The 17,019-nt window shown below is 54.8% G+C and carries 17 protein-coding genes; 7 read left to right on the top strand and 10 right to left on the bottom strand.

All coding sequences use genetic code 11. The features are described from left to right. Positions 1–30 precede the first annotated feature (30 nt). Positions 31–873: an urea carboxylase-associated family protein gene (locus ABJF76_RS13465; RefSeq protein ID WP_413819603.1), complete on the top strand. Its 843-nt coding sequence runs from the start codon at positions 31–33 to the stop codon at positions 871–873. 58 nt (positions 874–931) lie between these two features. Here ABJF76_RS13465 and deoD read toward each other — a convergent pair whose 3' ends face one another. The 4 genes from deoD to ABJF76_RS13445 all read right to left on the bottom strand — a co-directional run bounded on the left by deoD (position 932) and on the right by ABJF76_RS13445 (position 4,626). Beyond that, on the bottom strand, positions 932–1,639 hold the full coding sequence (gene deoD, locus ABJF76_RS13460) for a purine-nucleoside phosphorylase (RefSeq protein ID WP_413819604.1): 708 nt from the start codon (positions 1,637–1,639) through the stop codon (positions 932–934). 92 nt (positions 1,640–1,731) lie between these two features. Further along, on the bottom strand, positions 1,732–2,055 hold the full coding sequence (locus ABJF76_RS13455; RefSeq protein WP_413819605.1) for an H-NS family nucleoid-associated regulatory protein: 324 nt from the start codon (positions 2,053–2,055) through the stop codon (positions 1,732–1,734). 203 nt (positions 2,056–2,258) lie between these two features. Further along, positions 2,259–4,220, bottom strand: coding sequence for a methylmalonyl-CoA mutase family protein (locus tag ABJF76_RS13450; RefSeq protein WP_413819606.1), 1,962 nt, complete (start codon positions 4,218–4,220; stop codon positions 2,259–2,261). 70 nt (positions 4,221–4,290) lie between these two features. Next, complete coding sequence (locus tag ABJF76_RS13445) at positions 4,291–4,626, bottom strand: hypothetical protein (RefSeq protein ID WP_413819607.1); 336 nt, start codon at positions 4,624–4,626, stop codon at positions 4,291–4,293. Positions 4,627–4,771: 145 nt separating this feature from the next. Between ABJF76_RS13445 and ABJF76_RS13440 the strand changes: the two genes are divergently transcribed. The 6 genes from ABJF76_RS13440 (at position 4,772) to ABJF76_RS13415 (ending at position 10,980) form a co-directional block, all read left to right on the top strand. After that, positions 4,772–6,145 carry a 1-acyl-sn-glycerol-3-phosphate acyltransferase gene (locus ABJF76_RS13440; RefSeq protein WP_413819608.1) on the top strand — a complete coding sequence of 458 codons (1,374 nt, stop codon included), beginning with the start codon at positions 4,772–4,774 and terminating at the stop codon, positions 6,143–6,145. A gap of 108 nt (positions 6,146–6,253) precedes the next feature. Next, positions 6,254–7,534 (top strand): crotonyl-CoA carboxylase/reductase, encoded by a 1,281-nt coding sequence (ccrA, locus tag ABJF76_RS13435; RefSeq protein WP_413819609.1) that lies wholly within the window; start codon positions 6,254–6,256, stop codon positions 7,532–7,534. Positions 7,535–7,749: 215 nt separating this feature from the next. Further along, positions 7,750–7,956 (top strand): hypothetical protein, encoded by a 207-nt coding sequence (locus ABJF76_RS13430; RefSeq protein WP_413819610.1) that lies wholly within the window; start codon positions 7,750–7,752, stop codon positions 7,954–7,956. Continuing rightward, entirely contained in the window at positions 7,892–8,623 is a 732-nt protein-coding gene (locus tag ABJF76_RS13425; protein ID WP_413819611.1) for a helix-turn-helix transcriptional regulator, read from the top strand. The genes ABJF76_RS13430 and ABJF76_RS13425 overlap by 65 nt, the downstream gene beginning before the upstream one ends. 113 nt (positions 8,624–8,736) lie before the next feature. After that, complete coding sequence (locus tag ABJF76_RS13420) at positions 8,737–9,372, top strand: acyl-homoserine-lactone synthase (protein WP_413819612.1); 636 nt, start codon at positions 8,737–8,739, stop codon at positions 9,370–9,372. Between the two features lie 75 nt (positions 9,373–9,447). Then, on the top strand, positions 9,448–10,980 hold the full coding sequence (locus ABJF76_RS13415) for an ATP-dependent DNA helicase (protein ID WP_413819613.1): 1,533 nt from the start codon (positions 9,448–9,450) through the stop codon (positions 10,978–10,980). A 26-nt stretch (positions 10,981–11,006) separates the two neighbouring features. Here the strand turns inward: ABJF76_RS13415 and ABJF76_RS13410 are convergent, their stop codons facing one another. From ABJF76_RS13410 to ABJF76_RS13385, 6 genes are all read right to left on the bottom strand, one after another. Beyond that, positions 11,007–11,759, bottom strand: coding sequence for a TIGR02186 family protein (locus tag ABJF76_RS13410; RefSeq protein WP_413819614.1), 753 nt, complete (start codon positions 11,757–11,759; stop codon positions 11,007–11,009). Beyond that, positions 11,759–12,673, bottom strand: a complete 915-nt coding sequence (locus ABJF76_RS13405) for a sulfite exporter TauE/SafE family protein (protein WP_413819615.1) — start codon at positions 12,671–12,673, stop codon at positions 11,759–11,761. The genes ABJF76_RS13410 and ABJF76_RS13405 overlap by 1 nt, the downstream gene beginning before the upstream one ends. A 117-nt stretch (positions 12,674–12,790) precedes the next feature. Continuing rightward, a complete protein-coding gene (locus tag ABJF76_RS13400; protein ID WP_413819616.1) occupies positions 12,791–13,765 on the bottom strand; it encodes an ABC transporter permease in 975 nt (324 codons plus the stop codon). 5 nt (positions 13,766–13,770) lie between these two features. After that, positions 13,771–14,886: an ABC transporter permease gene (locus ABJF76_RS13395; protein ID WP_413819617.1), complete on the bottom strand. Its 1,116-nt coding sequence runs from the start codon at positions 14,884–14,886 to the stop codon at positions 13,771–13,773. 1 nt (position 14,887) lies between these two features. Next, positions 14,888–15,436, bottom strand: a complete 549-nt coding sequence (locus ABJF76_RS13390; protein ID WP_413819618.1) for a hypothetical protein — start codon at positions 15,434–15,436, stop codon at positions 14,888–14,890. Continuing rightward, a complete protein-coding gene (locus tag ABJF76_RS13385; protein ID WP_413819619.1) occupies positions 15,433–16,962 on the bottom strand; it encodes an ABC transporter ATP-binding protein in 1,530 nt (509 codons plus the stop codon). The genes ABJF76_RS13390 and ABJF76_RS13385 overlap by 4 nt, the downstream gene beginning before the upstream one ends. Positions 16,963–17,019: the final 57 nt, after the last annotated feature.

Here is a 17,019-nt window from a genome sequence, read left to right as displayed (position 1 = left end):
GATCCGACAACACCAAGTAGGGGACGGATCATGACCAAGCCAAGTGACGCAGAGGCGCGGCGCGCAATTAAGCCGGTGATCTGCTATCCTACCAACACATTGCCTGCGCCGGATATGGATCGCTACGCCGCTGCGCGCGAAGGCATGACCAAAGTCAGCGAAATCCTTGCCGCGCCGCGCGAAGCTGCCTGTTTCGAAGTGCCCGCAGGGCATATTTTTCGTATCTCAAGCGTTGATGGGCCACAGGTCGGCGACCTTAATCTGTGGAACGCACACGATCTGAACGAACGTTTTTATTCCGGTAAGACCCGCGCGTTGCATGGCACCCACATTACAACCGGGGAACGGATGTGGAGCAGTCTCCCAGCTTTGCGCCCGATGGCCACCGTGATCCATGATAGTTTAGGCTGGTATGGGATCGATCCTTATGGCGGTTCGGTCCATGACGTGATCGGCACGCGCTGCGATCCTTATACCGGCAACCTTTTGCAAGGCGGGCATTACCATCACTGCTGCCACTCAAACCTCACGCGCGCGCTTGCGGATCATCAAGGTCTGTCGCTGGCCGAAGCAGAACCCTATGTCCATGATGTTCTGAACGTTTTCATGTGCACGGGCTTTACGCGCGACACCGGGCAATACTTCATGAAGGCATCGCCGGTGCGGCCGGGGGATCACCTTGACCTGTTTGCCGAGATCGATCTGCTTGGTGCGCTCAGCGCTTGTCCGGGTGGCGATTGCAGTTCCGAGCATTCCTCAGATACGGCTGCCTGCCATCCGCTAAAGATCGAGGTCTTTGCCCCAACAGCTGGTGCGCTTGACGGGTGGAGCAGCCCTGCGCCGAACGCTTATGATGGGACACACGGGCGTTGATGCGGTGACCGGCTGTTACAGCAATTGCACGGTGTGAACACCTGCTGTGACACTGGTTTTAGCTTGAAAATGCAGCTTCTAACGCAATCTCGACCATGTCACCAAAACTGCGCTCGCGTTCCTCGGAAGGCAACGCAGCGCCTGTTTGCAGATGATCACTGACGGTCAAAACTGCCAAGGCGCGCCGTCCATGGCGCGCGGCCAAAGTATACAGTTCGGCGGCCTCCATCTCGACCGCGAGTATCCCGTGGCGCACCATCTGTTCGTCCAAGTCAGGACGTTCGGCATAGAACACATCCGACGAATAGATGCCGCCCACGTGGGTCTTAGCATCTTTGTTTTCAGCCGCTTTAACGGCTGCCGACAACAGCGCGTAATCCGCGCAGGGGGCATAGTTCACCTCGCGGAAAATGCCGGATGATGGCGAGGTGATCGTACTTGCGGTCATTGCGATAATAACGTCGCGGATATCCACATGCGGTTGCATGCCGCCGCAAGATCCGATGCGGATCAAGGTTTGGACGTCGTATTCACTGATCAATTCATTGGCGTAGATGGATAGGGACGGCATGCCCATGCCCGAACCTTGGATCGTCACGGGATGCCCGCGCCACGTGCCGGTAAAGCCCAGCATTCCTCGGACCTCATTAACCAACTCGGCATTGTCCAAAAATGTCTCTGCGGCCCATTTGGCACGATAGGGGTCACCGGGCATCAGCACGGTAGGGGCAATTTGTCCGGGTTTGGCGCCGATATGGACGGTCATGTCTGTTCCGATCTATGTACGAGTCGGACCATGTTACCGTAAAAAGGCAGGGTGTTACGAGGGCGATAGAACACGCCCTCGTATCGTTAGTTTCAGATCAACAAATCATCTGCTGACGTGCCCGCTGCAACCGCGGATTTGAACCAATTGGGTTGACGTCCTTTTCCGGTCCAAGTTTGTGTCGCGTTTTCAGGGTTCACGTACTTGGGTTCTGCAACGGTGCCTTTTGCACCAGCACGTGCGCCGCGTTTCGACGTCAATTCGTCTAAAGAAAACCCAAACTCTGCGGCCGCTTTTTGCGCTGCCAACAGTGCTTCTTGTTTTTCTCTTTTGTGCAAATCAACGATCGCTTTATCAATGTCCACGCGTAGCTCTTCGAGCTCTTTGCGGTTCATGGTATCGAGTTTGATCGCCATTGAAGGTCTCCAATTCTTTGAGTGGTATCGCCTCTTTTCCATATGCGTGGAAAATTTCAATAGAGTTTTTGCACTGATTTGTGTCATCGGCGGTCGGGTGCTCGGCATAAGAGATTTCTTCGACCAAAAGTGGAAAAATGGAACAATTTATTCCACTTTTATTGAGGTCGAGCTGCCCTTAATCGAACTTTTCCATTGCAAAGCTATTGCGCGGCGACGTTCTGCGGGGTTGCCAGTGTCACGATGTCGAGCATGATTGTATTTAATTCGAAGTCTTTGGGCGTATAGACGCGTGCGATGCCCATTGCGCGTAAACGTTCTGCGTCTTCGTCTGGAATGATGCCGCCCACAATGACAGGGATATGCCCAAGGTTTTCAGATTGCATTCTTCGCATCAAATCTTCGACCAAGGGAATATGGCTGCCCGATAAGATCGAAAGGCCTACCACGTGCGCTGCGTCTTTTTGCGCGGCTTGCACGATTTCTTCGGGGGTGAGGCGAATGCCTTCGTAGGCGATGTCCATGCCGCAATCACGTGCCCGCACGGCAATCTGTTCAGCGCCGTTTGAATGCCCATCCAGCCCGGGTTTGCCCACCAGAAACTTCAACCGCCGCCCCAGTTGGTCACTTACGGTGTTCACGGCATCGCGCAATTCATCCAAACCTTCGGTCATATTGGATTGGGATGCCGATACGCCGGTTGGTCCGCGGTATTCCCCGTGGACCGCGCGCATTTGCGCTGCCCATTCGCCGGTTGTCACACCAAAGCGCGCGCAGGCAATTGATGCAGGCATTATGTTTTCACCTGCGGCTGCGGCGCGGCGTAAATTGGTTAACGCCGTTTGGACGTCACCCGAGGCACGTGCGTTGCGCCATGTATTTAGACGATCAATTTGATCTTGTTCGACTGCGGGGTCCACGACCATGATGCCGCCGTCTCCGGTCATCAATGGCGAGGGTTCTCCGGCTTGATATTTATTCACGCCGACAACCACGGTTTCGCCCCGTTCAATGCGACCCAACCTTTCGGCATTGGACGTAACCAATTGCGCCTTCATATAATCAATGGCAGCAATGGCGCCTCCCATCGCGTCCAGCTGTGCCAATTCCTGCCGCGCCCCATTTTTAAGAGCCTCGACTTTCGCATCAACGGCCGGGTTGCCATCAAACAGGTCGTCAAATTCCAAAAGGTCTGTTTCGAACGCCATAATTTGCTGCATACGCATTGACCATTGCTGATCCCAAGGGCGAGGCAGCCCAAGCGCCTCGTTCCAAGCCGGCAATTGCACGGCGCGCGCGCGGGCCTTTTTCGAAAGCGTAACGGCAAGCATTTCGATCAGAATGCGATACACATTATTTTCGGGTTGTTGTTCGGTCAGGCCCAGTGAATTGACCTGCACGCCGTACCGGAAACGGCGGTATTTCGGATCCGTAACTCCATAGCGGGTTTCGCAGATTTCATCCCAAAGATCGACAAAGGCGCGCATTTTACACATCTCAGTGACAAACCGAATACCGGCATTCACAAAGAAAGATATGCGCCCAACCACAGCCGGAAAATCCTTGGGGGCAATGCGGGGTTTTAACGCGTCAAGCACGGCCGTCGCCGTTGCCAATGCAAATGCCAATTCTTGTTCGGGCGTCGCCCCTGCTTCTTGCAAATGATAGGAACACACATTCATCGGATTCCATTTTGGCACGTGCGTATAGCAATACTCGGCCACATCAGCGATCATTTTAAGGCTAGGCGCAGGCGGACAGATGTAGGTTCCGCGGCTCAGGTATTCTTTGATAAGGTCGTTTTGAACAGTGCCTTGCAACGTGGCGATATCCGCGCCCTGTTCTTCGGCGACGGCAATGTAAAGCGCCAGCAACCAAGGGGCCGTGGCGTTTATCGTCATCGATGTGTTCATTTGATCCAGCGGAATATCCGCGAACAGTGCGCGCATGTCACCAAGGTGGCAAACAGGTACGCCAACTTTGCCAACTTCTCCGCGTGCCAGTACGTGATCACTGTCATACCCAGTTTGCGTTGGCAGATCGAAAGCGACGGACAAGCCGGTTTGCCCTTTGGCCAAGTTGGCACGGTATAAAGCATTGGATGCCGAGGCCGTGGAGTGACCGGCATACGTGCGGATTAGCCAGGGGCGGTCTTTTGGTGTCATGGAGGCCTCGTAAATCCATCAAGCAATAAAGTTGCGCTATAGATTTGTTACAAGAAATAATATGGCTTTGTCAATTCGCCGCGTCGCGGCATTTGCGGCGCTGCGGCAAAAGTGCGACGACCAGCATGGCCCAACCCAAAATGCCGACACTGTGCGCGGATAGGGTGGTTTGGTGCTGAAAGGTCAGCAAAGCGATGATTTGATCTGGCGGAGGCAGCGCGCCGAGCACAGATTGCGCAGGCAGCCCGTCAAAAATCATGCGATAGTATGTGTAATAGCCTTGCGGCGACGCCCACACGAAAAGAATGAACAGAAAAGCCCAAATTGGCACTTTGATCAGCAGGGGTTTGCGCAAAACCATCACCCGCGTTAATGCAAGCGCGGCCAGCGCGAACAAAACGGACACTGCCAATAATCCGATGCGCCCCCACAAAGTGAGAGTATAAAAGGAGTCGCCATCATACATGGCGCAACTGAACTCTAGGCGGGCCGGTTTGGCCAGTCACAACTTTCTGTTTACCACAAGGCATGCGCCTGACAGGGTTTGCACGATGACGTCGAATGTAGAAATTCCGCTGTGGCTTTTTGTGATGATGGTGCTGTTTGCGACCGTCACCTTTGCGTCGCATTTTTTGTTCCCATCGGTGCGCTGGTTCTTTCGCCGCCGGCTTGAGCGCGCTGTTAAAAAGCTGAACAAACGCCTGACCCGCCCGATTGAACCGTTCAAACTGGCGCGGCGGCACGACATGATTCAACGTATCATTTATGATCCCGAAGTGACCAAGGCGATCGTCACGCATGCTCGGGAAAACGATGTGCCGGAAAACGTCGCCTTTGAGAAAGCGCGAGGCTATGCGCGCGAAACCGTGCCCAGCTTTTCCGCGGTTGCCTATTTCAGCTTTGGCACGCGCGTGGCGCGCTGGTTGGCCAATGCGCTTTATGATGTGCGCACCAGTCCGAACAACGAGGCGACGTTGAAACAAATTGATCCTGAAGCGGCGGTGATGTTCGTGATGAACCATCGCAGCAATATGGATTACATGCTGGTGACCTATCTGGCCGCGCGCGCCTCGGCGTTAAGTTATGCCGTTGGGGAATGGGCGCGGGTTTGGCCGTTAAGTTTACTGATCAAGGCGATGGGGGCGTATTTCATTCGGCGCACATCGCGTGGGCAGCTTTATCGCAAGGTTCTGGCGCGCTATGTGCAGATGGCGGTTCAAGGGGGCGTGACCCAAGCCATTTTCCCAGAAGGTGGGCTAAGTGTGACGGGCCGATTGATGCACCTAAAGATGGGCTTGTTGTCCTATGCCGTCGACGGTTTTGACCCTGATGGGCGTGATATCGTCTTTGTGCCCGTGTCGATTAATTACGACCGAGTGTTGGAGGACAGGGTGCTTATCGCTGCGGATCAACGCGGTGATCGACGTTTCGGTGCGCGCATTTCTGTGGTGATGGCGGCGATTGTACGCCTGCTTTGGAGCTGGCTCCGGCGGCGGTATCGCAAGTTTGGGGTGGCTTCGGTCGCCTTTGGAGAACCGGTGTCGCTTGCGGGTCTTGGCCGTGACATCAACATCGATACGTTGGCTGACACGTTGCGCAGTCGCATCAATGACGTGACGCCGGTCTTGAACGTTCCATTGGTCGCGCGTGTTCTACTGAAGGCGGATGGGCCGATGACCCAAGAGGATTTGATCAAACAGGTTCTGAACGCACGGCCATCTGGTGGGAAAGATGAACCGGGGTCGGCGCCTGATGTCGTCCGGGCCTGCCAAGACATGGAACTACGTGGGATGATCACAGACACGCGTGCAGGTTGGATCATAGCGCCGGAAGAACGCGCGATGTTGCAGTTTTACGCAAATTCGATCGCTGAGCTTTATCCTGATTGTCCTCCGTTAAAAAATGCTGCGCGCGCAAAGAAATAAAATTTCAATACAAGATCATTTTTGATTGCATTATTTCGTGACGAGTCATATTCAACGAGCAGATGCTGTGGTTCTGCACTGCGGTACATATTTTGACCGGAGGCGGACATGGCACTCGACACGACCATCTTTCCATATGAAGCACCTGAAAAGGATCTGTACGAGTTGGGGGAAATCCCACCGATGGGCTTTGTTCCTAAGCAGATGTATGCATGGGCGATCAGACGCGAGCGTCACGGTGAACCCGAAACTGCGATGCAGCTAGAAGTGGTGGATGTGCCGACGCTCGACAGCAACGAAGTACTTGTTTTGGTGATGGCCGCGGGCATTAACTATAATGGTGTTTGGGCGTCGCTTGGCACACCCATCAGTCCGTTTGATGGGCACGGCAAACCGTTTCACATCGCGGGTTCTGATGCATCCGGCATCGTGTGGGCCGTGGGTGACAAGGTTAAACGCTGGAACGTCGGCGACGAAGTGGTGATTCACTGCAACCAAGATGATGGCGATGACGAGCACTGCAATGGCGGTGATCCAATGTATTCCGAAAGCCAACGCATCTGGGGGTATGAAACGCCGGACGGATCGTTTGCGCAGTTCACGAATGTGCAGGCCCAGCAGTTGATGCCCCGCCCCAAACATCTGACTTGGGAAGAAAGCGCGTGCTACACGCTGACGCTGGCGACGGCTTATCGTATGTTGTTTGGCCACGAACCACACGACTTAAAGCCGGGGCAGAACGTTTTGGTTTGGGGCGCATCAGGCGGCTTGGGGTCTTATGCGATCCAGCTAATCAACACGGCCGGGGCAAATGCGATCGGTGTGATTTCGGACGAAACCAAGCGTGATTTTGTGATGGAGCTTGGCGCAAAGGGCGTCATCAACCGCAAGGATTTCAACTGTTGGGGGCAGCTGCCCACCGTCGGCACGCCTGAATATGACGAATGGTTCAAAGAGGCGCGTAAATTCGGCAAAGCCATCTGGGACATCACCGGCAAGGGCGTGAACGTCGATATGGTGTTCGAACATCCTGGCGAGTCCACATTCCCGGTGTCCACCTTCGTATGCAAGAAGGGCGGCATGGTTGTGATCTGCGCGGGCACGACGGGCTATAACTTGACCTTTGATGTGCGCTATATGTGGATGCATCAAAAACGCCTGCAAGGCAGTCACTTTGCCCACCTCAAACAGGCAAGTGCCGCAAACAACCTCATGGTCGAACGCCGACTTGATCCGTGCATGTCCGAAGTGTTCGCATGGGACGACTTGCGCGCGGCGCATATGAAAATGCTGCGCAATGAACATAAGCCGGGCAATATGTCGGTGTTGGTGCAAGCGCCCAAGACTGGTCTGCGCACATTGGAAGACGCATTAGAGGCTCGTCGTTAACCTAGAACACTTCCAGGTTGAATATGAACGCCCGCGAATCACCCTTAGGTGTCGTGGGTGTTTTTAATTTTGAAACGGCATTGTTTGCCTTCAAGGAGTTAAAATCCGACCCCTCGCTATTTCTGGGGAGTAGAAATAGGTGAATTTTCAGGCTGAGTTGACACATGCTATAGTTGAGTTAACGATTCATTAACCACTTGGAAGAGAGTCTGAGCATGAGAAGTGACTGGATACTAGACGTTCTTACGGACCTCAAGACATTTGCCCGCGCCAACGATATGCCTATTTTGGCAGAACAGTTGGATGACTCCGCAATCGTCGCGATGGCCGAGATCGCTGCGATGAAGGATAAGCACAATGCTCACCGCCATGACGGCGATACGGCCGTTGGAATTCATTTTGGAGGAGCTGGAAAAAGCTGAAGGACTTGGGTCGCTTCAAGCCGCGACCGAGGCGTTCCGTGACCATTATGACATCGATCATGTGGTATACCATTGGGTTGATTCAGCTGGGGATCAATATGGATGCGGAACATATTCAGACACTTGGCGGCAACGCTACCTAGAACAGAATTACCTACGCGTTGATCCCGTTATTATCGGGTGTTTTCAACGCTTTCATCCCGTTGATTGGAAACGCTTGGATTGGTCAAGCAAAGCTGCCCGCGCGTTTCAAGCCGAAGCCATCGCACACGGCGTCGGCAATCAGGGATTTTCCGTTCCGATCAGGGGACCGAACGGACAGTTCGCACTTTTTACAGTCAGCCACTCATGCGACGACACGACCTGGGCAGAATGGACCAACACGCATCGACGCGATTTGATCTTGATCGCTCACTACTTCAACGAAAAAGCTTTGGATTTCGAACCAGAGCGCACTCCCGAGCAGTCCCAAGCGCTTAGCCCGCGTGAGGTCGATGCGATGACATTGTTGGCGATGGGATACAGTCGCGCGCAGGTGGCGGATACGTTGTCGATCTCGGAACATACATTGCGCGTCTATATTGAAAGCGCGCGGTTCAAGCTTGGTGCAATGAACACCACTCATGCCGTCGCCCGGGCCATGAGTCGCGGATTGATTGTCGTCTGACAATGCCCGTTGCGCAGGTGTCGCACTCAGCGCTCGGGTGTATGTTTGAACATTAACGCACGCATAAGTAGTGTTTCGGTCATTCCCGCCGCGGTCTGACAAGGAGAACTATAATGCTACGTTACGTTTACGCCTCTGATCTGAAAGATCACCCGAAACTTGCACACACTATGTTTCGCGATCGTGCGGATCAATTCAAAACCCGCCTTGGATGGGATGTGACGATAGATGCTGACGGGTATGAACGCGACGAATACGACGATTTGAATCCCTTGTATGTGATCTGGGAAGAACCCGATGGCAGTCATGGTGGATCCATGCGGTTTTTGCCGACGACGGGCCGGACAATGGTGAATGAACATTTTGGCGACATGATCTCTGGTCCGATTACTAGCCCGATCATTTGGGAATGCACGCGGTTTTGCCTTACCCGAGGTGCCGGCAGCCATGTCGCTGCGGCTTTGATGCTTGGCGGGGGTGAAATTATGCAGAACTTTGGGGTCGAACATTTTGTTGGTGTCTTTGATGCTCGCATGGTGCGGATTTACCGCATGATTGGTTCGTCCCCTGACGTTCTGGGCAGCGCCGGAACAGGCGGCGATCAAATCAGCGTGGGGTTGTGGCACTTTGATCCTTCGGCGGCTGCCAAAGTTGCAGAACGTGCGGGTGTGCCGCTTGAGCGTTCGCGTCAATGGTTTGATCACGCATTTGGCGCGGAACATCAGGAAAAATTCGCCCGCAGCGCCTAAACACGTGACACAAGATCATGGGGCGCAGCGCTAAACGCGCTGGCCCGCGGCCCGCCCCCCCTGTAGGGTCGCGCTATGACGACAGTTCTTTCCCTTTCTGATGATCAGGCCAATGCCTATGACGCTGTGACAGAGATGTTGCGCGGCGCTGGGATTGATCTGGACGATTCACTGTTGATGCCACCGAAGTCGACGGCCACATCCGTTATGGCGATCACGGGCAAGGCGGGATCGGGCAAAACCCTGCTGTTGGCAGAGTTGTACAAGGCCTTGGAAAATGCGGGCGTCGATATCGTTTCGGGTGACTACGAATCCAAAAAACGACGTGACAAGCGCACTCTTGCAATCCTTGCCCCCACGAACAAAGCGGCTAGCGTTTTGCGCTTTCGTGGCGTGCCAGCTACGACCATTCACCGCATCCTGTATACGCCCGTTTATGATCCGGAATACGAACGCATCGCGGAATGGCTGGCGGGCAACGGCGAGAGGCCAGAAGTCGAAGGTCTGACAGAACTCGCGCTCGATCGTGCTTTTGGATTTTACCAGAACAACAAATCGATTCCCGGCGCGCTTGCGGCTGCGGGTTTGCGCGGTTCTGATTTTATCACGGGCTGGAAACGGCGCGAAGAGCCATTGGATGTTGGCTTTATCGACGAATCCTCGATGCTGGATGACAAACAGTTCGAAGACCTCAAGGAAATCTTTCCGACGCTTTTGCTGTTTGGCGACCCGGCGCAGTTGGCCCCGGTCAAGCAATCGGGCGCTATGGTGTTCGAAAAACTGCCTGCGCCACGCGTTCTTAACCTTAGCCGCGTCCACCGGCAGGCGGCGGACAACCCAATCCTTGATCTGGCGCATGCACTGGCGGATCCAGACCTTGAATTCCACACGTTTGAGAAAATGATTGAAGAGGCCGCCAAACGCGACGAACGCGTGGTGTGGGGCCAGCGGGTTGAAGTGGATTTGATGGCGCGCAGCCCGGTGCTGGTGTGGCGGAACAATACGCGCATTCGGCTGATCAATGCTTTTCGCAACGTGCACGGCGCGCCCGAAGATGCGTTGCTAGAGGGGGAGCCGTTGATTTGCGATGGGTTGGAACTGCCCTTAAAGCATCGCAAAAAACGGCTCGACCTTGAGGCGCGTGGCCTGATCAAAGGGGCGCAAGTCATCTATTTGGGCGAGGGCCGTAAACCGGGCTTTTCGCGTCTGCATGTGATGGGTGCCGAAGATCCGCAAATTTCGGCGGCCTCGATTGTGAAAATCGAAAAACCGGACGAAGAAGAACCCTTTATCCCCTTTGCCGCCCGCATGGGGGCCACGTTTTTACACGGGGCGGCGGTCACGATCCACAAGGCGCAAGGGAGTCAATGGAATGCTGTTCAAGTGTTCGCCCCTGACCTGTTTGTCGCCGCTCGCATGGGGCGCAGCGAGGCTGGGCAACCGTTATGGAAACGCTTGGCCTATGTGGCGATTACGCGCGCGCAAGAACGCCTGATTTGGGTGGTCCGCAACCGGTTGGCCAAACCCAGCGGGCCGTTGTCGGTGGATGATTTGCGCAGTAAACCGGCGGCACCTTTGACGTTGGATGCGCCAGACCTTGATCTGTGAACGCGACCGACGTTTTTAGATATAGGTCAATTGCGCAGCAGTGAAAACGCCGCCGAAGCGCCCCAACCGGCCATAATCGCAATAGCCAAAGACATCAGCCCATATAGAAACGGCTGTTCCCGGCTCAGGCTAAAGAGCCATCGTTCTAACCCGACTTTACGCACGTCGATTGTGGTTTCGTAGTCGGCAACAACGTTGCCACTGCGGGTCAAAAAGATGCGCGTAACATAAGCACCTTCGTTCAAGGCAGCAGGCAATTTTATACGCCCTCGGAACAGGGTTTGTTCGTCGACGACCACATGGTTTTCCTGCAGTTGGTACTGTTCTGCTTCCGTGCGAATGCGGATCAGCGCGTCGGTGAATTTAGACGCATCGGCGATCGACATGGGCGCGCCCACAGAGCGGATCGCGCGTGGCACCGATATGCGATAACGCAAATCTTCAGTGTCGCGCAGGACGTCGCGTAAAAGACCGCTGGTGGCGACGGCGTAAAAACTGGGCGCATGGTCGACTTCGACCGCATCCGTGTTCACCCAGATGCCCAGCCGCTTATCTTTTCGCCGCACTGTGACAGGCTCTGATGGGCCCGAAACGGTTACGATGACTTCTAGCTCGGGGCCGTCAGGCAGGGGTTCTTCGCGCTTTACGGCGCCAAAGACCAAAATCTCGGACCCATTAAAGCTGGTGGTGATCGCAATTTCGTCTTGGCTTAACCCAAGCACGACACTTTCGCCCCAAGCAGGAAGCGCGAGAAACAAAAAAGGCAGCAGCCAGCGCATCAGTGCCCTCCAGCCGCGGCAACATTGTAAAGCTCGCTTGGCGTGACCAATAAATCAAACGCCAGTTTTCCGCAGACCGCTAATACCATAACGGCCAGCAGAATGCGCAATTGTTCGGCTTTCATCTTGACGCCGATGCGGGTGCCTATCTGTGCACCAACCACGCCGCCAATCAGCAACAAAACAGCAAGAACGATGTCGACGGTAAAGTTCGTGGTGGCGTGCAACATGGTGGTAAAGGCCGTGACAAAAATGATTTGGAACAGCGATGTGCCAACAACAACCTTGGTCGGCATTCCCAACAGATAGATCATGGCAGGGACCATGATAAATCCACCGCCCACACCCATGATCGCGGCCAAAATACCCACAAGCAAACCCACCAGCAGTGGCGGAATGACCGAGATATAAAGCCCAGACACCCGAAACCGCATCTTAAACGGCAACTTGTGGATCCAATTGTGTTTCTTGCGGGTCGGTGCAACGCCGCGTTTGGTTTTGCGAATAGCGTTCAGCGATTCCACAAACATCAACCCGCCGATGACGCCCAGAAACAGCACGTAACACAGCTTGACCAGCAGATCGACTTGGCCCAACGCCTTAAGGTAGTTGAACAACACCACCCCAAGTGCCGCGCCAACCAAGCCCCCGATCAACAGCACGCACCCCATCCTGAGGTCGACCGTTTTTCGCTTGAGATGCGCCAGCACGCCGGAAAAGGACGACGCCACAATCTGATTGGCTTCGGTCGCGACGGCCACAGCTGGGGGGATGCCGATGAAAAACAAAAGCGGCGTCATCAAAAAGCCGCCGCCCACGCCAAACATACCTGACAAAATGCCCACCATTCCGCCCAACCCCAAAAGCAGGAAGGCGTTGACCGAAACCTCGGCAATGGGGAGGTAGATTTGCATACATCCTCTTTGGCGCGCGTCGGCCTGTAAATCAAGGTGTCACGCCGCCGTGCAACGAACTGGTTAGGTTGGCTACAAGAATCTGGACTTAGACGTGGCCCATATCATGCACTGTGCTTAGCGTTCTTTAACATATGGTTCACCGCCGGCCCGTGGCGGGATTGCCTTGCCGACAAAGCCCGCGAGAATCACGACCGTCAGGATGTAAGGTAACGCGTCCAGCAATTGCACCTGTACTTTAAAGCCCAACGCGCCTTCGATGATGTCTGGACGCAACGCGATCGCTTGCAAATACCCAAATAGCAACGTCGCCCAAAGTGCATGCCATGGTCGCCACTTGGCAAAAATCAATGCAGCCAAGGCGATGAAACCGCGCCCGGCTGTCATGTCTTTGACAAATCCAGCTTGCAGGCCCGTCGCCAGGTAAGCTCCTGCAATTCCGCATAAGATGCCACAAATGCAGACAGCCGCAAAGCGCAGGCCAACGACGGAAACCCCCGCCGTGTCTACAGCGGCAGGGTTTTCCCCGACGGCGCGCAGGCGCAAACCAAAACGCGTGCGAAACAGGACATACCATGTTCCCGGCACACACAGCAGTGCGACGTACACAAGGATCGAGTGCCCCGAGATGAGTTCGGAATAAATCGGGCCAAAGACTGGAACCGCGCTAAGCGCATCGGCAAAGGGCAGGGTGATGTCCTCGAACCGCGCGCCCTCACCTAAAGACGGTGTGCGCCCACCTTGCTGAAACCAACTTTGGGCGATCAAAACAGTCAGTCCAGCGGCAAGAAAGTTAATCGCAACGCCTGAAATCAGTTGATTGCCTCTGAATGTGATCGATGCAAGACCATGCAACAAAGCAAGGGCCAGTGACACACCAATCCCGGCCAAAAGACCAACCCAGACAGACCCGGTCATAGCCGCCACCGCAGCCGAGAAAAATGCAGCGGCCAGCATTTTGCCCTCAAGCCCAATGTCAAAGATGCCGCCACGTTCTGAGAATAGACCAGCGAGACAGGCCAACAGCAAAGGTGTGGCAAAACGAACAGCTGTATCAAGGACAGACAGATCAAAGAGTGCAAAGAAACTCATGTGCTTTACTCCGCCGCCTGTGATTGTGACGTACGCGCGCGGCGGACTGCCAAGAATATGCGCTCAAGTGGCATACGAACCATATTATCGAGAGCCCCAGTAAATAGGATCACCAGCGCTTGAATGACGACGATCAACTCGCGTGGGATAGACGTCCAAAGCGCCAATTCGGCCCCGCCTTGGTACAAAAAACCAAACAGAATTGCGGCCAGAAACACCCCTAAAGGGTGACTACGGCCCATCAAAGCCACAGCGATGCCAATGAAACCGGCACCTTCGACGGCGTTTAGCACCAGACGCTCGGCTTCGCCCATGACGTTGTTGATTGCCATCATCCCGGCAAGACCGCCTGAAATCAGCATCGCGATCATGGTGATGCGAACAGATCCGATGCCAGCATAACGCGCTGCGCGATGGGATTTGCCATAAGACCGGATTTCAAGGCCCAGAGGGGTGCGCCAGATCAACAGCCAGACCAACACGCAGGCGATCATCGCGATGACAAGCGACACGTTGGCAGGCGCGCTTTTAGAAAACGCGATACCAAACGGCGCAAGTAATTCATTTAGATTGGGCAGATGCACGGCCTCAGGAAAGCGGGCGGTGGCAGGGTCCATTGCGCCGGCGGGGCGTAAAACGTTCACCAACATGTAGTTAAGCACCGCAGCACCGATGAAGTTGAACATAATCGTGGTGATCACGATATGGCTGCCGCGCTTGGCTTGCAGATAGGCCGGGATCGCAGCCCAAAGGGCCCCGAACAACGCGGATGCAACAACGGCTGCCAACACTGCGATGGTCCAGTGCGGCCAGGGAATGAACAGACAAACAAGGGCCACGCCAAGACCGCCCAGCATCGCTTGGCCTTCGCCGCCGATGTTAAACAGACCGGCGTGAAAGGCGACCGCCACGGCAAGGCCGGTAAACATAAAGTTCGTCGCATAATAAAGCGTGTAGCCCCAGCCATACGTCGACCCCAGCGCGCCGCTTACCATGATCTTGACGGCTTCGACCGGGTCTTCTCCGATGGCTAAAATCACCAAGGCCGACAGGATTGCTGCCAGCAGAAGTGATATCAACGGAACAAGGACCACCTCGGCCCACTTGGGCATCACGTCCATGTCAATTTTCCTTTGTTTCAAAGCCGGCGAATGCAGGGCGTCCACCTGCAACAGAGCTGATGATGCGAGCATAAGGAACACGCCAGTCGTCCGTATTCACGATGTCACTTCCGCCTGCATGATAGATCCATAGCCCAGAAACAAAACAGCGCAATGCGTCTTGTGCCTGTGCCGTATCGGTGTTGTGCACGACCAACAACACATCCGTATCCGCGAACCGGTGACGCGAGACATCACAGGTATCGCGCATATTCTTAAGGCGCCGCGCAGACACAGCCAATGCCTGGGGCAAAGCGGTGTTCAACTTGTCTGTCGGGGCTCCGCTTTGAACAAGATCGCTGCCAGACCTGAAATCCAAACGCGAGGCGCGCCGCACGCCAGATGTGCGCGGTGCCAGCATCGCAAACGTGTTGCCAAGGTTAAAGACAACCGCTTTGTCCTCTTCGTTTTCGACATTTATGACGATGTCAAAACGATCGACCTGCTCTTGTGCTGCGGCGGCAATGGGCAGCAAAATCAGGCACATCCAAGTCAAAAACAGGCGTCTCATGCCGCGTCTCCTTCGACGCCAGCCATAAGCAGGCCCAATTCTTTTTCGTCCGTGTCCGCAGGGGCCCGTTCACCCATGATACGGCCGTCAAACATGACGGCGACGCGGTCGGCAAGGCTTAGGATTTCTTCCAATTCGACTGATACCAACAAGATGGCTTTGCCTTGATCCCGCAGCGCGACAATCTGTTGGTGGATAAATTCGATGGCCCCAATATCGACGCCACGCGTTGGTTGTCCGATCAAAAGAAGATCCGGATTACGTTCGATTTCGCGCGCCAGCACGATCTTTTGCTGGTTCCCACCAGAAAAATTCTTGGCCGCCAAATGCGGATGCGGCGGGCGCACGTCAAAGCGATCCATTTTGGCTTGGGTTTCGGTTTTGATGGCGGCGTTGTTGCTTAGAATGCCTTTCAGATAGCTGGGATCACGGTGATAGCCAAAGGCGGTGTTTTCCCACGCGCTAAAGTCCATAATCAGACCCTCACGTTGGCGATCTTCGGGAACGTGGGCAATGCCACGGGCGCGACGGGATCGACCGTCAGAATGTTTGCCTGTCAGGTCAATCGGTTGCCCATTGAGCGTGATGGTTCCGGCGCCATTGCTATAGCCGCCCAAGACCTCAAGTAATTCGGACTGTCCGTTTCCTGCGACTCCCGCAATTCCCAAAATTTCGCCAGCCCGAACCTGTAAATCGATACCGCGCAAGCGTTCCACGTTCTGTTCGTCGACCACCCGAAGCCCTTTGATATCAAGAACCACGTCGCCCGGCGTGGCTGGCACCTTGTCGACACGCAACAACACTTTGCGGCCAACCATCAACTCTGCCAGCTCTTCAGGAGAGGTCTCAGACGTTTTTACGGTTGCCGTCATCTCACCACGGCGCATCACACTGACGGTGTCGGTGGTGTCCATGATCTCGCGCAGCTTGTGGGTGATCAGGATGATGGTTTTGCCTTCTTCGCGCAGACGGCCAAGGATGCGAAACAGCTGATCCGCTTCGGCAGGCGTCAACACGCCGGTTGGTTCGTCGAGAATGAGAATGTCGGCTTGGCGATACAACGCTTTTAAGATCTCGACACGCTGTTGCATGCCCACGCCGATCTCTTCGATCAAGGCGTCAGGATCGACGTTCAATTCGTATTCAGCGGCCAGTTCGATCAGCGATTTACGGGCCTTGGCGAGGGATGGCTTAAGCAAGCCACCGTCTTCTGCACCAAGGATGATATTTTCAAGAACGGTGAAATTTTCAACCAGTTTGAAGTGCTGGAACACCATGCCGATGCCTGCGGAAATCGCGGCTTGGCTGTCAGGGATTTCGGTCTTTTTGCCAGAAATAAACACTTCGCCGGCGTCAGCTTTGTAAAATCCGTACAAGATCGACATAAGCGTCGATTTGCCAGCGCCATTTTCACCGATAATGCCATGGATCGTGCCGGGCATCACGCGAATCGAGATGTCTTTGTTGGCTTGCACCGGGCCGAAGGCTTTGGAAATGCCTTTGAGTTCAATCGCGGGGGCGGTCATGTGAATGTAGTTCCCGTCTCGTCAAAAAAGCCGCGCCACAGGAAATGCGGCGCGGCC

Source organism: Tateyamaria sp., from assembly GCF_039940735.1.
In the GTDB taxonomy this organism is placed as follows: domain Bacteria; phylum Pseudomonadota; class Alphaproteobacteria; order Rhodobacterales; family Rhodobacteraceae; genus Tateyamaria.
This window is presented reverse-complemented; position numbering and strand designations above follow the sequence as displayed.

Excerpts from the sequence above, each read along its gene's own strand:
- ABJF76_RS13465 (WP_413819603.1), top strand. The coding sequence starts at position 31 with ATGACCAAGCCAAGTGACGCAGAGGCGCGGCGCGCAATTAAGCCGGTG.
- deoD (WP_413819604.1), bottom strand. The coding sequence starts at position 1,639 with ATGACCGTCCATATCGGCGCCAAACCCGGACAAATTGCCCCTACCGTG.
- ABJF76_RS13455 (WP_413819605.1), bottom strand. The coding sequence starts at position 2,055 with ATGGCGATCAAACTCGATACCATGAACCGCAAAGAGCTCGAAGAGCTA.
- ABJF76_RS13450 (WP_413819606.1), bottom strand. The coding sequence starts at position 4,220 with ATGACACCAAAAGACCGCCCCTGGCTAATCCGCACGTATGCCGGTCAC.
- ABJF76_RS13440 (WP_413819608.1), top strand. The coding sequence starts at position 4,772 with ATGACGTCGAATGTAGAAATTCCGCTGTGGCTTTTTGTGATGATGGTG.
- ccrA (WP_413819609.1), top strand. The coding sequence starts at position 6,254 with ATGGCACTCGACACGACCATCTTTCCATATGAAGCACCTGAAAAGGAT.
- ABJF76_RS13430 (WP_413819610.1), top strand. The coding sequence starts at position 7,750 with ATGAGAAGTGACTGGATACTAGACGTTCTTACGGACCTCAAGACATTT.
- ABJF76_RS13425 (WP_413819611.1), top strand. The coding sequence starts at position 7,892 with ATGCTCACCGCCATGACGGCGATACGGCCGTTGGAATTCATTTTGGAG.
- ABJF76_RS13420 (WP_413819612.1), top strand. The coding sequence starts at position 8,737 with ATGCTACGTTACGTTTACGCCTCTGATCTGAAAGATCACCCGAAACTT.
- ABJF76_RS13415 (WP_413819613.1), top strand. The coding sequence starts at position 9,448 with ATGACGACAGTTCTTTCCCTTTCTGATGATCAGGCCAATGCCTATGAC.
- ABJF76_RS13410 (WP_413819614.1), bottom strand. The coding sequence starts at position 11,759 with ATGCGCTGGCTGCTGCCTTTTTTGTTTCTCGCGCTTCCTGCTTGGGGC.
- ABJF76_RS13405 (WP_413819615.1), bottom strand. The coding sequence starts at position 12,673 with ATGCAAATCTACCTCCCCATTGCCGAGGTTTCGGTCAACGCCTTCCTG.
- ABJF76_RS13400 (WP_413819616.1), bottom strand. The coding sequence starts at position 13,765 with ATGAGTTTCTTTGCACTCTTTGATCTGTCTGTCCTTGATACAGCTGTT.
- ABJF76_RS13395 (WP_413819617.1), bottom strand. The coding sequence starts at position 14,886 with ATGGACGTGATGCCCAAGTGGGCCGAGGTGGTCCTTGTTCCGTTGATA.
- ABJF76_RS13390 (WP_413819618.1), bottom strand. The coding sequence starts at position 15,436 with ATGAGACGCCTGTTTTTGACTTGGATGTGCCTGATTTTGCTGCCCATT.
- ABJF76_RS13385 (WP_413819619.1), bottom strand. The coding sequence starts at position 16,962 with ATGACCGCCCCCGCGATTGAACTCAAAGGCATTTCCAAAGCCTTCGGC.